Source organism: Acinetobacter sp. UBA3461 (genome assembly GCF_002381195.1).
Classification (GTDB): Bacteria; Pseudomonadota; Gammaproteobacteria; order Pseudomonadales; family Moraxellaceae; genus Acinetobacter; species Acinetobacter schindleri.
In genome coordinates this window covers 1-13,883 of record NZ_DFRO01000012.1, presented here as the reverse complement: position 1 = coordinate 13,883, position 13,883 = coordinate 1, and the positions used below count along the sequence as shown (strand labels likewise).

The 13,883-nt window shown below is 38.9% G+C and carries 14 protein-coding genes and 2 pseudogenes; 11 read left to right on the top strand and 5 right to left on the bottom strand.

Features of this window, described 5'->3' with window-relative positions:
* Positions 1–216: 216 nt before the first annotated feature.
* From B3D47_RS14795 to B3D47_RS02145, 3 genes and pseudogenes are all read left to right on the top strand, one after another.
* Positions 217–338: pseudogene (locus B3D47_RS14795) on the top strand (cation transporter); the annotation flags it as partial.
* Between the two features lie 177 nt (positions 339–515).
* Positions 516–1,130 (top strand): thiol:disulfide interchange protein DsbA/DsbL, encoded by a 615-nt coding sequence (locus B3D47_RS02150; protein WP_004281236.1) that lies wholly within the window; start codon positions 516–518, stop codon positions 1,128–1,130.
* Positions 1,131–1,483: 353 nt separating this feature from the next.
* Positions 1,484–1,690 (top strand): annotated as a pseudogene (locus B3D47_RS02145) (IS1 family transposase); the annotation flags it as partial.
* A 65-nt stretch (positions 1,691–1,755) separates the two neighbouring features.
* Here the strand turns inward: B3D47_RS02145 and B3D47_RS02140 are convergent.
* The 3 genes from B3D47_RS02140 to B3D47_RS02130 form a co-directional block, all read right to left on the bottom strand.
* Positions 1,756–1,950, bottom strand: a complete 195-nt coding sequence (locus B3D47_RS02140) for a heavy-metal-associated domain-containing protein (RefSeq protein WP_004733233.1) — start codon at positions 1,948–1,950, stop codon at positions 1,756–1,758.
* Positions 1,951–2,419: 469 nt separating this feature from the next.
* Entirely contained in the window at positions 2,420–3,301 is an 882-nt protein-coding gene (locus B3D47_RS02135; protein WP_286859684.1) for a copper resistance D family protein, read from the bottom strand.
* Between the two features lie 64 nt (positions 3,302–3,365).
* Entirely contained in the window at positions 3,366–3,746 is a 381-nt protein-coding gene (locus B3D47_RS02130; protein WP_004681441.1) for a copper resistance CopC family protein, read from the bottom strand.
* 351 nt (positions 3,747–4,097) lie between these two features.
* On the opposite strand from B3D47_RS02130, the gene B3D47_RS02125 reads away from it, so the two are divergent.
* The 6 genes from B3D47_RS02125 (at position 4,098) to B3D47_RS02100 (ending at position 9,988) form a co-directional block, all read left to right on the top strand.
* Complete coding sequence (locus B3D47_RS02125; RefSeq protein WP_004281876.1) at positions 4,098–4,340, top strand: DUF2789 family protein; 243 nt, start codon at positions 4,098–4,100, stop codon at positions 4,338–4,340.
* Between the two features lie 603 nt (positions 4,341–4,943).
* Positions 4,944–5,375, top strand: a complete 432-nt coding sequence (locus B3D47_RS02120) for a hypothetical protein (protein ID WP_004695737.1) — start codon at positions 4,944–4,946, stop codon at positions 5,373–5,375.
* A gap of 26 nt (positions 5,376–5,401) precedes the next feature.
* The gene (locus B3D47_RS02115) at positions 5,402–5,650 is read left to right on the top strand and encodes a DUF2933 domain-containing protein (protein WP_004695740.1); all 249 of its coding nucleotides are present in this window, start codon (positions 5,402–5,404) and stop codon (positions 5,648–5,650) included.
* 20 nt (positions 5,651–5,670) lie between these two features.
* Complete coding sequence (locus B3D47_RS02110) at positions 5,671–6,321, top strand: methyltransferase family protein (protein ID WP_004663997.1); 651 nt, start codon at positions 5,671–5,673, stop codon at positions 6,319–6,321.
* Positions 6,322–6,332: 11 nt separating this feature from the next.
* Complete coding sequence (locus B3D47_RS02105) at positions 6,333–8,708, top strand: heavy metal translocating P-type ATPase (RefSeq protein ID WP_004663996.1); 2,376 nt, start codon at positions 6,333–6,335, stop codon at positions 8,706–8,708.
* Complete coding sequence (locus B3D47_RS02100; protein WP_286859683.1) at positions 8,705–9,988, top strand: MgtC/SapB family protein; 1,284 nt, start codon at positions 8,705–8,707, stop codon at positions 9,986–9,988. Before B3D47_RS02105 ends, B3D47_RS02100 begins: the two co-directional genes overlap by 4 nt.
* A 38-nt stretch (positions 9,989–10,026) precedes the next feature.
* Here the strand turns inward: B3D47_RS02100 and B3D47_RS02095 are convergent, their stop codons facing one another.
* Together B3D47_RS02095 and B3D47_RS02090 are read right to left on the bottom strand one after the other, a co-directional pair.
* Positions 10,027–11,427 carry a heavy metal sensor histidine kinase gene (locus tag B3D47_RS02095; protein ID WP_034171651.1) on the bottom strand — a complete coding sequence of 467 codons (1,401 nt, stop codon included), beginning with the start codon at positions 11,425–11,427 and terminating at the stop codon, positions 10,027–10,029.
* Positions 11,420–12,100 carry a heavy metal response regulator transcription factor gene (locus tag B3D47_RS02090; protein ID WP_004663993.1) on the bottom strand — a complete coding sequence of 227 codons (681 nt, stop codon included), beginning with the start codon at positions 12,098–12,100 and terminating at the stop codon, positions 11,420–11,422. The genes B3D47_RS02095 and B3D47_RS02090 overlap by 8 nt, the downstream gene beginning before the upstream one ends.
* A 148-nt stretch (positions 12,101–12,248) precedes the next feature.
* Between B3D47_RS02090 and B3D47_RS02085 the strand changes: the two genes are divergently transcribed.
* Both B3D47_RS02085 and B3D47_RS02080 read left to right on the top strand, forming a co-directional pair.
* The gene (locus B3D47_RS02085; RefSeq protein ID WP_004760992.1) at positions 12,249–12,545 is read left to right on the top strand and encodes a hypothetical protein; all 297 of its coding nucleotides are present in this window, start codon (positions 12,249–12,251) and stop codon (positions 12,543–12,545) included.
* Between the two features lie 89 nt (positions 12,546–12,634).
* Positions 12,635–13,883 (top strand): multicopper oxidase domain-containing protein (locus B3D47_RS02080; protein ID WP_286859681.1); only part of this gene is annotated, 1,249 nt, incomplete at its 3' end.

The window sequence follows — 13,883 nt, the reverse complement described above, 5'->3', positions numbered from 1 at the left end:
AAAGGGAACATCATCGACTCAGATCCCTATTTGCAACAGTGCCCTCCGTTTCTTAGAGAAAAATTTAGAAATAATTAACAAATAATTAACATAGTAATTTAAATTAAAAAGTGATTTATCAGGTGAATTTTAACTATATAAATAATTTATTTAATTTAATAAACCTTTCATAAATCATTTTTTGCTCAGTTCTATGTTGTAAATTCCAGCAATTATCATAGCCACGCGGCTGTTACTGAAGAGAATAGTAAGAAGCTAATATTTACTGTAGGTTTGACCACTACGTTTTAATCGTAGAAATTATAACCGTTTTTATTACTCAAAGTTTAACTTTTGTGATTATCTAAAAACACATAGCGGTCGAATGGCCATATTAACTGACTTAAAATCAGTCGCATACTTTAATGTAGCGGTTCTGATAGCACAAAAGTTCGCAGCATGAAAACGGAACCGGCATAATTGATTTATAGTGAACCCATACACTAAGCATAATGATTTAGAGGACGATAATCCCAATGAAAAAATTCCTTTTAGGAGCTGTTGCCGCATCTGTTTTGGCCTTTTCAGGCAATGCTATGGCCAATTTTGTGGCAGGTCAGGACTATCAAGTGGTTGCAAAACCAGTCAAAGTCGAAAAACCGGGCAGAATTGAGGTACGTGAATTCTTCTGGTACGGCTGTGGTCACTGTTTCGCGCTTGAACCACATATGCAGGGCTGGTTGAAAAAATTACCAAAAGATGTACGTTTTGTACGTACGCCGGCTGCAATGAATCCACTCTGGGAGCAGGCAGCGCGTGCTTATTATGTGTCTGAAGCATTGGGTGTGCGTCAAAAAGCACATTTACAATTATTCCATGATATTCATGATAAGCAACGTCCAATTTTAGAACAGGCGCAATTGGCCAAGTTCTATACCCGCTATGGTATTCCTGAAGCGAAATTTAACAGCACTTATAAATCTTTCCCGATCACTTCGAAAATTGCCCAAGCCAAAAATCTGGCTGCTCAGTATCAGTTAAGTGGTGTTCCGGCAGTGACCGTGAATGGTAAATATATTGTGCAGGGTAATGATGCCAAAGTCATTCAGGTGGTGAATTACCTGATCGAGAAAGAGCGTAAAGCCAAATAAGACGCGATTGATTATCTCTAAAAAAAACCTGCATCGAATCTGCAGGTTTTTTTATTTAAACTGGAGGAATGGTTATTTACGTCCTGACTGCCGGATCTGGTGTTTCTATCGGCGGGCGATACCAGTGTAAAATTCCTCGGAATAAGAGCTGCATCTGCAACACGCTTTGCGCTTTAAAGTAATGAATTTTCCTTTCTATTTCAACACGCAGAATTGCCGAGGCGCCCCGACGCTCTAAAACAAACAAAGGTGGTGTTTCAAAAAGTATGCTGAAAAAAACAATATGGCTTTTGATAAAATAGAGGTATGAAAATAACGCTACAAATCAAATGTCCTACCTGTCTAAGTAACAATATTGGGATAGTTTTATCACAGCATTTCAATGTTGCAAGCAAGTGATCGGTAAGTTTTTTACCGTCGGTATTGAAGGTAACAATTGTAGAATTCGTCATCGAATCAGGCGTGGATTTAGGAGAAGTTGCAACTTTTCTAAAAAGCTCGAAAATCATTTTAAAGCCTTTGATTTGACTTTCTTTTACCTTAATAACGGATTTGTTTAACGCTAGCATACTTTTTGAAACACCACCAAAGTGGTAAGGAATTCCCACTGTTACTCTAACAGAGATTAAGCAGGATCAGCTGTAAATCCACGCTCACTGAGAGTTGCAATGACTTTATCCTGACTCACTGTTGTGTTGATTTCAACGATACGGTTTTGTAAATCAATATCGAGTGAGGCATTCGAGTCGAGCTCTTTAATTGCGGTAGTAATGCCGCGTGCACAACCACCACAAGTCATATTAGCGATGTGAAATTTCATATGTTGCTCCTTTTTAACAAAACATTTGTTTAAAACATTAGAACAGTAACTCTAAACTTTCACCATACAACCAGCCTTTTTCTGAATCAGTTACTCGCTGTAACTTGGTCTGTTTATAACCTTACAGTTTTCTTCAGAGTATTCCAAAGAAGAGTGTTCTAATGACTACAGTAAAAGTACTTAACCAACATTAATGTGACTTTAAAATGACATTTTTGTCATCTACGATCACTCTGAAATTTATAAGATTAGTTATTTCAATCAATGGTAGTGAACTGAATAGATGAGACCGTTATGGGTTGAAGATAAGCTAAAAACCGGTGACTACCTTTATGTATAATGCCTCATGATGCGATTTTACTGTTCTGATTGTCGTAAGTTGACAGTCCAGTAGAAACTTTATTGCTCAGCTACAAAAGATAAATGCAGTAATGTTAAATTTCCTCAATTCCCTTATTTTGAAATTCTCTTATTCAATACCCACGACAGTGGTTATATAGCCTGTTGTTAATAGAATTGATAGACCTAATAACATCTCAAATAAAATGGCATGACTAAGGTGTTTAGCGAATTTAGGATGTTGAAGACGCGGGGTGAAATACCATTTGTTGAAGGCAGCTAAAAGTAGAATACTTATAACAAAAAACATTTTAACCATGAAACCATAGCCATATGCAGTATTGATTAAGGTATTAAAATCTTTAATTAAAAGAAGAGCTACACTAGCGCCACAGGCGATTAATATCCCAACAATGAAAGCAGCAATACGTCCAAATACATGCATGCGATCTTTTAAAGGTAAACCACTTATTTCCCGGCTGGTTTTCCATAACGGATATAAAGACCCCATCCATAACGACATAAATAGAATATGGATTGATAATAAAATTTGAGCAAGTAAGGTTAAATTAGCGACATGTCCGAGCTGGGAAAAACTAAAAATAATCGGGATAAGTAAAATACAAAATATTGAACTTTCAATTATAGAAAACTGACCTTTGTTCCTGTTAACTTTAACCACCATGAGAAGAAGTAAAAGAGCAAAACTAATAGAACGAAGAACGTATATATACCCCGTCGGAGTATTAACCAATATATTAATATACGTGGGGTCCACCATCCCTGTAATACCAGTATTGGCAAAACTACCAATCAGAATAAAAAATCCCAAGGTACTGGAAATTAGGCCTAATCCAGCGCCAATTGTAATATATTTAAGAATCGATTCTTTTAGTTCAAGATATTGTCTAAGTAAAAAATAGCAAAAGGCTCCACCAACGACAAAAGCTACACTTAAATATAAAATAACCTTAGTTAACCAAGTGGCCCACATCCAATATTCAGAAATCATTATTTTTGTCCATTCTAGAACAACATGCCAGCACCTCACTGACATGTTGAAAGGTAATCAATTCTTATTTAGTTGATTTGATAGTGAAACTATATTCACCATTCATGTTGTGACCATCTTTCCCCATTGTTGTCCAGACAACGGTATATTTACCTTTTTTCAGTTTCGGAAGAGCGACATCAAAGGATTTCTTTAAGTCATGAGTAACTTTATATTTTAAAGGAACATCTCTTCGCTGAGCATCCAGTAACTTAATATTCATCAACATAACCTCTGCACCAAAGTTAAGGGTCAAGTTCTTTGGTTGACTAAGGATAGATGCATTTTCCGCAGGAATCGCACTCACTAAACTCACATGAGCGAACGTAGTTGTAGTAGCCACAATCATCGTTGCAGCTACTACAACATTACGTAGAGCAGTCATTTTATTTTGAAATAATTTCATTTACGTTTCCTCTTGATTCGTTAGTTCATTAGAGATGACTTTATAAAATCTATATTTAATGAGACCACATCATCTCCTCTTATATTTCAATTATTAGTGAGAGACAGAAACAGAGCGATGACTTCAAAATTACATTTTTGTCATTTTTAAAATTTAAAATCTTTAACTATTAAAATAATCTTATTGAAAAATAATGATCATTTAACAAACAAATTATGTAGGTGGTTGATTTATGAAATGTAGTAATCATTTTGTCTAAGAAAATAGTAGCTATTTAATTTTTTATATTTTAGTTTAAATATAAACATGTTATGTTTAATTTGATCTAATATAAATTTGTGGGCTAAGCACATGACTCAAACACGTCCAAGAATGACCAAATTATTTGAACAGCTTGGTTTAGCTTCTACTGAAGAAGCAATTGCAAAATTCATAGAGAGCCATCAGCTAGCTGGAGATGTTTTTTTAACACAAGCAATTTTTTGGACTGATGCTCAACGTCATTTTTTAGAAGAAAAACTACACTCTGATGGTGAATGGACGACAGTGATTGATCAATTAAATGAGTCTTTACATGAAAATTCAGTAAAATAATTTTCCGTTAGTATTAAGGATCTACATTCTTCCCTGCATTGAATACAACTCATTCATACAGTAGTACTGTTTTGGAGATGGAATCTCTATTATATAAGTAGTAGATTCCTTACTCTGAAATTTGGATTATAAACCCTAATATTAAAAATAATCTTCTTTACCTTCTATCTAATAAATATACCAATAAGTTTAATAATTAAATTATCCACCCTTTTTTCTATAAAAAACTATTTTGATCAACTGTATTTTTTCTTTAAAGGAATAACAGTGTAAATTACATTAAGAATGTGTCTCTAACTAGCCTTGGAGTCATCTAATCATTTCATTTTTATTTTTTTAAGCACATAAAATCATAACAACTTTAATAGTTTTAAAAGATTAATATTAAATAAAATTTTTGTCATCTCAGCATAGACTATATATTTCGAGAAGATCTCAAAATTACATTTTTGTCATTTTTAAAAATAATTAATTAATAGTGCTAAAATTTTTAAGAGAGACAGAGAATAACCAAAAATTTCATCAGTTTAGTAGTCAAATTCCTAGACTCTGTTCAGTACTAAAACATAGCTTTTACTTCCAAATTATTTAAAGGAAAAAATTATGATGAAATTCAAAAACATTTTTTTGGGCTTATGTATCGCAGCCGCGTCATTGAATACATTTGCACAGCAATCCGATGAACACAAAGATCACCACCCTGAAAAAACAGCACCATCTGCAGTAACAATTAAGCAAACAGTTACCAGCACCACTGCTACAGATAAAATGGCTGCAATGGATCAACACATGAAGGCGATGCAAGCCATGCATGAGAAGATGATGGCTGCAAAAACCCCACAAGAACGTCAGAAACTTATGGCTGAGCACATGAAACTCATGCAAGGAGGTATGAGTATGATGAAACAGATGGGCAGCCAAAGCATGAATGCAAATATGGCTGACCGTCAGCAGATGATGGAAAAACGTATGGACATGATGCAATCCATGATGCAGATGATGATGGACTGTATGCCTCCGTCAGCAACTAAATAGTTACCCATGAATTAGGGGAAAGCACCATGAATCACCAACACCAAGAAAATAATTCAGTACCTAACTTCTGGTCTACACGTTATGCCATTGGTCTAATCGTGCTGGGTGGTATCGCAGCTTATTTTCTATTAACGGAACATTTGGCCCACGTTATCGGTGCTTTGCCTTATTTATTCCTTTTAGCGTGTCCACTGATGCATATTTTTATGCATGGTGGTCATGGGCATAACCACTCGCAGCAAAAAAAATCCGATATATCTGATAACAAAAAATAGCTCTTATCAGGAGATCCATCATGAATCATGCGGAATCGGCTTATGGTTTATGGACGCTGGTTATCATTAACTCAGCAGTTTTTATCATGTTCGCTTTCAGTTTTTTTAGACCTTCCACTGCGCGCGATTGGCGTACATTTGGGGCCTTTTCGGCTTTTATCATTGCTCTATTTGTCGAAATGTATGGTTTTCCTTTAACCATTTACCTGTTATCTGGTTGGCTTCAAACTCGCTTCCCTCAACTTGACTTACTTTCTCATAATGCAGGTCACTTGTGGTCAACGCTATTAGGTGAAAAAGGTGATCCACATTTTGGCATTTTGCATATCGCCAGTTACGTTTTCTTGGGTTATGGATTTTACCTGTTATCAACGTCATGGCACGTGCTGTACAACGCGCAACGTCAGCATTCTTTAGCGATCACAGGCCCTTATGCACGTATACGTCACCCACAATACGTGGCTTTTGTGATGATCTTGCTGGGTTTTTTATTGCAATGGCCAACTTTACTGACACTGATTATGTTTCCAATCCTACTCTTAATGTACAGCCGCTTGGCAATTAAGGAAGAGGCTGAAATGAGTAAACAGTTTGGCGCTGTCTATGACAGCTATGCTCAACAGACTCCGAGATTTATTCCAAAATTCGGCCATAAAACCACTTTTCCATAAGAGAATTATTTATGTCAGATCAAAAAAATCATAACCAGGACCATATGGCACAGGCTACAACAGACGTACTGAAAGACCCAGTCTGTGGTATGACCGTCACTGAAGAATCGAAATACCATGAGGAATTTAAGGGGAAAACTTACTTTTTTTGCAGTGATAAATGTCAATCAAAGTTTCATAGCAGCCCGGTGCAATATATCGCTAAACCCGCAACGACGACTGCCGATGCACATACACAGCATCATCAGACTGTTCAACACGTTAATGCGGCAAGCACAACAGGTACGACCATCTATACATGCCCAATGCATCCAGAAATCAGGCAAGATCATCCTGGAAACTGTCCTAAATGCGGAATGACACTGGAGCCACTCATTCCTGAATTAGAGGAAGATGAGAATCCGGAGTTACGTGATTTCCGCCGACGCTTCTGGTGGACACTGCCATTGACCATCATCGTGACTTTTTTGGCGATGTTTGGTCATCAAATGAACCTGTTCAATATGGCTGTTCAGAGCTGGATTGAACTGGTGTTGTCACTCCCAATTGTACTTTGGGCAGGTTGGCCATTTTTTTCCCGGGGTTGGCAATCGGTTGTGAATCGCAGCCCGAACATGTGGACGCTGATTGGTTTGGGCACTGGAGCTGCATTTATTTATAGTGTGGTCGCAACCATTGCACCGCAAATCTTCCCAGACTCATTTATTTCCATGGGTCGTGTCGCTGTTTACTTTGAAGCTTCAGCGGTCATCATTTCATTGACCCTACTGGGACAAATATTGGAGTTAAAAGCACGTTCGCAAACTTCTGCTGCAATTAAGTCACTCCTTGGGCTCGCTCCTAAAACAGCTCGCCGAATCCTGCCTGATGGAACTGAAGAAGATGTTCCTCTAACGCATGTCCATGTAGGAGATTTACTCAGAATTCGCCCAGGTGAAAAAGTGCCTGTGGATGGTGTAATCACTGAAGGAAGTAGTTCAGTGGATGAATCGATGCTGACAGGTGAACCTTTACCGATCACTAAACGTATCGGCGATAAAGTCATTGGAGCTACCCTGAATACCAATGGTTCATTGATCATGCGTTCAGAGAAAATTGGTTCAAGTACCATGTTATCCCAGATCGTACAGATGGTGGCGCAAGCTCAACGATCGAGAGCACCAATGCAACGTATGGCTGATCAGGTAGCAGGTTGGTTCGTCATGGCTGTAGTGACCATTGCCTTGCTTACCTTCTTTGGATGGGGACTATTCGGCCCAGAAGAATCAAGCTGGGTTTATGCATTAATCAATGCTGTGGCAGTACTCATTATTGCCTGTCCTTGTGCACTAGGCTTGGCAACTCCAATGTCTATCATGGTTGCGACGGGTCAAGGTGCTACTCATGGTGTGCTGTTCCGTGATGCAGCAGCCATTGAGAATCTACGCAAGATTGACACACTAATCATCGATAAAACAGGTACGTTAACTGAAGGACGCCCTGTATTCGATCGTGTAGTTGCCGCATCAGATTTTGACGAATCTGAAGTATTACGTTTAGCCGCCAGTCTTGATCAAGGCAGTGAACACCCGCTAGCCGAAGCGATTGTAAACGCAGCACACGAACGTGGCCTGTCTCTTGAAACACCAGATAATTTTGAATCGGGCTCAGGGATTGGTGTTCGAGGTCAAGTGGGCGATCGTCAGTTAGCTTTGGGCAACACAGCACTGATGGAGCAATTGGGTATCTCGGTACAATCTCTGATTCCGCAAGCCGAAGAGCTGCGTTCGGAAGGTGCAAGTGTGATGCATCTAGCCATCAATGGTGAATTGGCCGGTCTGCTTGCAGTATCCGATCCCATCAAAAAAAATACCCCAGAAGCACTTGCCACCCTGAAGGAAGCGGGTCTACGTATCGTGATGGCAACAGGAGATGGTCTCACCACTGCCCGTTCAGTCGCAGCACGTCTAGGCATTGATGAGGTACATGGCGAAGTCAAACCCGCAGATAAACTAGAACTGGTCAGCAAATTGCAGAAGGAAGGTCGCATCGTGGCTATGGCTGGTGATGGCATCAATGATGCACCAGCCTTGGCTAAAGCTGATGTCGGTATCGCTATGGGAACCGGGACTGATGTTGCAATGAATAGTGCCCAAGTTACGCTGGTCAAGGGAGATTTACGAGGGATTGCTGTTGCCCGTTCACTTTCGGAAGCTACTGTTGGCAACATGAAACAGAACCTCATGTTTGCTTTCCTTTACAATGCTTTGGGTATCCCTATCGCGGCTGGCGTACTATATCCATTTACCGGTTGGTTGTTGTCACCGATGATTGCCGCCTTGGCTATGAGTTTGAGTTCAGCTTCAGTCATCACGAATGCCCTTCGCCTGCGAAATAAAAAGTTATGATAGAGAGTTCTTTTCTTCCACCAGATGTACCAGGTCTTATTGCAGCACTTGCCATCGGCCTGCTCATTGGTTTAGAACGAGGATGGAATGATCGTGAACTGCCAGAAGGCAGCCGAGTAGCAGGCCTAAGTACCTTCACATTGACAGGATTACTCGGAGGAGTGCTCGGTCATTTACAGCCAAACTTTGGGCCTTGGCCACTAGTCGCAGCCGTATTAGGGCTTTCCCTTTTACTTACGGTATCCTACGCGCGTACCGCAAAAATTTCCGGTAATTTAAGCGCTACCACGACGATCGCGATGCTGTTGACATTAGTTTTAGGTGCATATGCATCTCATGGTAATGTTACTTTAGCATTAACCGCGGCTGTAATCGTCGCTGTATTTTTGGATCTCAAGCCAACCTTACACGGTTGGCTACGCTTGATAGAGCATCGTGAATTAACCGCATCCCTGCAGTTGCTGGTACTTTCTGTCGTTATATTACCCTACTTACCCAATACGGGTCTGGGACCTTTTGCTGCATTAAATCCTTACCAGTTATGGTGGGCAGTGATCCTGATTGCCGGACTCTCTCTGGCAGGTCATTTTGCCATGCGGCTCACCGGTTCAGAAAGAGGCATACTCTGGACAGGTCTATTGGGTGGTTTGGCATCTTCTACAGCTGCAACTGTCGCACTGGCACGCTATACACGCCAGCACCCCGTCATGGTCAGTGCTGCTATTTCTGGAACATTGGCTGCCTGTGGCATCATGTTTTTTCGTATGGTTGTGCTGATAGGCGTCATTGAGCCAGCATTGCTAAGCACTTTTGGTGGTGCAATGATGATTGCGGGAATCCTTCTGCTGGGTATGGCATTGTGGAGACAACGCCAAATTACCAGCGCTGAAAACAACGATCGAACAATAGAAGCAATGGCTCCTTTTGATCTTGGGACAGCATTCAGCTTCGCTGCTTTCCTGGCTGTCATGGCAGTCTTGGTCCCGGCAGCAAAACAATGGTTGGGCACCAGCGGCATCTTCGTATTATCGACTATTTCTGGGCTAGCAGACGTAGATGCTATTTTAGTCTCACTTGCCCGCCTGCATAGTACTGAAGGCTTAACAACAAATGTGGCTGCTGTCGCGCTAGGGCTGGCCACACTGAGCAACATGTTAAGCAAAGCGACAATTGCATGGATGACAGGGGGGGCACAGTTTGGCCGAGCTATCATATTTGGCTACACAATTGCCATGATAGGTGCTGGCGTAGCTCTGGCTCTCAGTTTGAGCTTTATGTAAGGTCAACTCGGGTAAATGGAAGATGTTCAAAAAATGAGTTAAAATGATTCCCCTTGCATGGATTCACTTTGAAAAACAATGGTAAAAATGATTCGACCATTGAGGGATTCAGCCTGGATGGTCGCCCCAAGCATATCAAGAATAGATTTTGTTATCGCGAGCCCTAAGCCGGTTCCTTCTTCTGTTCTTTGTCTAGATGCATCTGTTCGATAAAATCGATCAAATAACCTGGATAGTTGTTCAGGAGAGATTTCAGGGCCTTCATTTTCAATTGAAAATATTGTGTTATCTAAATTCTGTTGAAGTTTTATGCGTATTGTAGAATTCTTATTTCCATATTTAACTGCATTAGATAATAGATTGCTGAGTGCTCGACGTAACATAGCAGGATCACCTTTGACATTTCCAGATCCTGTTTGTTGAAGCGTCATATTTTTTTCGGCAGCTAGCGCATCATAGAAATCAAATAAGGCTGTAACTTCTTTAACCAGGTCAATATTCTGTAAGTTCTGTAATTTTAGGCCATGTTCTGCTTTTGCCAAGAAAAGCATATTGGATACCATTCGAGCCAAACGTTCTAATTCTTCTAAATTAGAAAATAGTATTTCTTGATAAGTACCAATATCTCGGTTACGGGCAAGACATACTTGAGTTTGAGTCATTAAGTTATTAATCGGTGTTCTAATTTCATGCGCTAAATCAGATGAAAAATCGGAAAGCCTTTCTAAAGCTGATTCTAGTCTGTCGAGCATATCATTGAAGGCAATTGCTAATGATTTTAGTTCTGTTGGTGTGTGCTCAACTTCTAAACGTTCTGAAAGATGTTGGGCAGAAATGCCTTCTGCGACCTTAGCCATTTTTTGCACGGGTCTTAAACCTCTCCAGGTTGCAAACCAGCCTAAAAACATTAAACAAATCGTACCGGCTAAACCAATGTAAAAAAGTTGACGCTTAAAATCATTTAAAAAATGTAGATGTTCAGATGTATCGATCCCCACAATAATGCGTACAGATTGTATCTCAGTATTTTTGTTTATATCCGTGTTGTAGATCATGCCACGATAAGTCTTATCCTGAATTTTCCATTTAATCCATGAATTATTTGCTGACTTGGTTAAGTGTTGAGTATTAATTGTTGAAGGTGCTGAACTAAATAAAACTTTACCTGTCGGTCGTTCTATTTGAACCATAAGATCATGGTGTCCAACTAAAGCGTCTCTCAAATAAAGATTAAGTTCTGGAGAGTTTTTAGGATTCTGTTGGATAAGATTCTGAATCAGCTGGATTTTACCTTCTAATTGGGTACGGTCTTGAGTCTCAAAATGATGCATTACTAATTTATTTATGAACAAACCCATAATAATTAGAATGAAAATAGTAGATAATGAGAAAATGATACCGATCCGGAAACTGATCGCTCTGAATAAATTATTATTCATCCTCTACCTCTAGTACATACCCCATTCCTCGAATATTCTGAATTAATTTGGGAGTAAAGTTACTGTCAACTTTACTTCTTAATCGTTTAATAGCGACTTCAACGACATTCGTATCACTATCAAAGTTCATATCCCAAATTTGAGATGCAATAAGTGCTCTTGGTAGAATTTCACCTCTTCTACGCATAAAAAGCTCCATAAGCGCGAATTCTTTAGCCGTTAAATCAATGCGTTGACCTGCTCGTGTTACCCGACGTTTTCTCAAATCAAGTTCTAAATCAGCAATCTTAATAATATTATTATCTTCTCTTTGTTGCCCTCGTCTAAGGAGCGTTTTTATTCGAGCTAGAAGCTCTGCAAAAGCAAAAGGCTTAACTAAATAATCATCAGCGCCTAGCTCTAATCCTTTTACTCGATCTTCGATTTGATCTCGGGCGGTAAGAAAAAGAATGGGCATTGTTTTACCGCTGCTACGAATATCATTGATAATATTCCAACCATTTAGTCCAGGTAACATCACGTCTAAAATAATTAAGTCATACTCTTCAGAAAGAGCTTGATGTTTACCCGTTAACCCATCTGTAACCCAGTCCGTAATATAGCCAGCTTCGGATAAACCTTGCTTGAGATAATCACCAGTTTTTTGTTCATCTTCAACTAATAGTATTCTCATTTCCGAATCCTAAGTCATTCATTAAAACTATAATAACGTTATAAAACATCTGATCGAGATAGATTACAAAAATGTCATTTTCAAGTCACTTAGATGTTCAGTGCTTCACTTTATTGTAGTAGCAAGAAATTAACTTTTAGAGAAACTTATGAAAACTGTAGTGCGTCGTAGTCTAACAATTTTAATGTGTGCTGGAACTTTAATTGCTGGTACTCAATCTTGGGCAAAAGATGTATCAACCTCAAGTGCCACTAAAACGGTAAAAGCACAGAAACCTTGTACAAAACCTTGTAAAATGGAAAAAGATGACAAGACTCAGCAAGATCATAGTCAACATCAGTCTCCTAACTCATCTGACATGTCAAAAATGGATCATTCTATGATGAATATGGACCATTCTAAAATGGATCATTCAAAGATGAATATGCCTGGTAGCAATAAATAATTTTATAAATAGCGAGAAAGAAGTATTAAAGTTTATACTAAATATTTGCTTTATTACTTCAATCTTGACCTTTCTAAAGGTGAGATAGAATGTCAAAAAAGTTAAGTCATGTACTCTTAATTGGAGTTGGTTTATTTTCATCAACTTGGGTAATGGCGGCAGTTAAAGAATATGATTTAACAATCGCTGAACAAACTGTAAATATCACAGGAAAACCGCTAAAGAGAATTACCGTTAATGGTAAATTCGTTGCACCACTTCTTGAATTTGAAGAAGGTGATGAGGCCGTTATCCGTGTTCACAATAAGTTAAAAAATCAGGACTCTTCAATCCATTGGCATGGCTTATTATTACCTGGAATTATGGATGGTGTACCTGGATTTAACAAATTTAATGGCATTGCCCCTAATAAAACTTATGAATATAAGTTTAAAGTCCGCCAAAATGGTACTTATTGGTATCATTCACATAGTAAAGGACAAGAACAAGACGGTTTATATGGTGCTTTTGTTATTTATCCTAAAGATAAAACTCCACTAACAGCTGCTGAAAAAACCGATAAAGATTACGTTGTTTTGCTTTCTGATTTTCATAATTCAACAAGTGATCAAATTATGAAAAATCTTAAAAAAGAAGCAGATTACTATCAGAACCGTCGCGAAACAGTATTCGATGTATTAAAACAAGTTAAACGTGATGGATTAAAGGCAACTTGGCAAGACCGCTCTATGTGGAATCAGATGCGGATGTTGAAAACAGATATGTCCGATGTGACTGGTTATACATTTTTAATGAATGGCAAAACACCTCAGCAAAACTGGACCGGTAACTTCAAAGCTGGTGAAAAAGTTCGCCTTCGTTTTATTAATGCTTCCGCTATGTCATTCTTTGATGTACGCATTCCAAACCTAAAAATGACTGTAGTCAGTGCTGATGGTCAACCTGTAAAGCCCGTTCCTGTAGATGAGTTCCGTATTGGTACTGCTGAAACCTATGATGTCATTGTGGAACCAAAACAAGCACATTACCAAATTGAAGCTGAATCTATTGATCGTACCGGTTTTTCAGTGGGAACATTACATGAAGAAAGCAGCCCAGCAGTCAAACAAATTGAGATGCCTAAATCTCGCCCTCGTGCTTTATTAACTATGGAAGATATGGGGATGAGCCATGACATGTCATCTATGAAAGATATGAATCACGATATGTCTTCTATGAAAGGTATGGATCATGATATGTCTTCTATGAAAGGCATGAATCACGATATGTCTTCTATGAAAGGTATGGATCATGATATGTCTTCAATGAAAGATATGAATCATGATATGTCTTCTATGA

Excerpts from the sequence above, each read along its gene's own strand:
- B3D47_RS02115 (WP_004695740.1), top strand. The coding sequence starts at position 5,402 with ATGAATCACCAACACCAAGAAAATAATTCAGTACCTAACTTCTGGTCT.
- B3D47_RS02135 (WP_286859684.1), bottom strand. The coding sequence starts at position 3,301 with ATGATTTCTGAATATTGGATGTGGGCCACTTGGTTAACTAAGGTTATT.
- B3D47_RS02095 (WP_034171651.1), bottom strand. The coding sequence starts at position 11,427 with ATGAATAATAATTTATTCAGAGCGATCAGTTTCCGGATCGGTATCATT.
- B3D47_RS02090 (WP_004663993.1), bottom strand. The coding sequence starts at position 12,100 with ATGAGAATACTATTAGTTGAAGATGAACAAAAAACTGGTGATTATCTC.
- B3D47_RS02120 (WP_004695737.1), top strand. The coding sequence starts at position 4,944 with ATGATGAAATTCAAAAACATTTTTTTGGGCTTATGTATCGCAGCCGCG.
- B3D47_RS02150 (WP_004281236.1), top strand. The coding sequence starts at position 516 with ATGAAAAAATTCCTTTTAGGAGCTGTTGCCGCATCTGTTTTGGCCTTT.
- B3D47_RS02140 (WP_004733233.1), bottom strand. The coding sequence starts at position 1,950 with ATGAAATTTCACATCGCTAATATGACTTGTGGTGGTTGTGCACGCGGC.
- B3D47_RS02100 (WP_286859683.1), top strand. The coding sequence starts at position 8,705 with ATGATAGAGAGTTCTTTTCTTCCACCAGATGTACCAGGTCTTATTGCA.
- B3D47_RS02125 (WP_004281876.1), top strand. The coding sequence starts at position 4,098 with ATGACTCAAACACGTCCAAGAATGACCAAATTATTTGAACAGCTTGGT.
- B3D47_RS02085 (WP_004760992.1), top strand. The coding sequence starts at position 12,249 with ATGAAAACTGTAGTGCGTCGTAGTCTAACAATTTTAATGTGTGCTGGA.
- B3D47_RS02110 (WP_004663997.1), top strand. The coding sequence starts at position 5,671 with ATGAATCATGCGGAATCGGCTTATGGTTTATGGACGCTGGTTATCATT.
- B3D47_RS02105 (WP_004663996.1), top strand. The coding sequence starts at position 6,333 with ATGTCAGATCAAAAAAATCATAACCAGGACCATATGGCACAGGCTACA.
- B3D47_RS02130 (WP_004681441.1), bottom strand. The coding sequence starts at position 3,746 with ATGAAATTATTTCAAAATAAAATGACTGCTCTACGTAATGTTGTAGTA.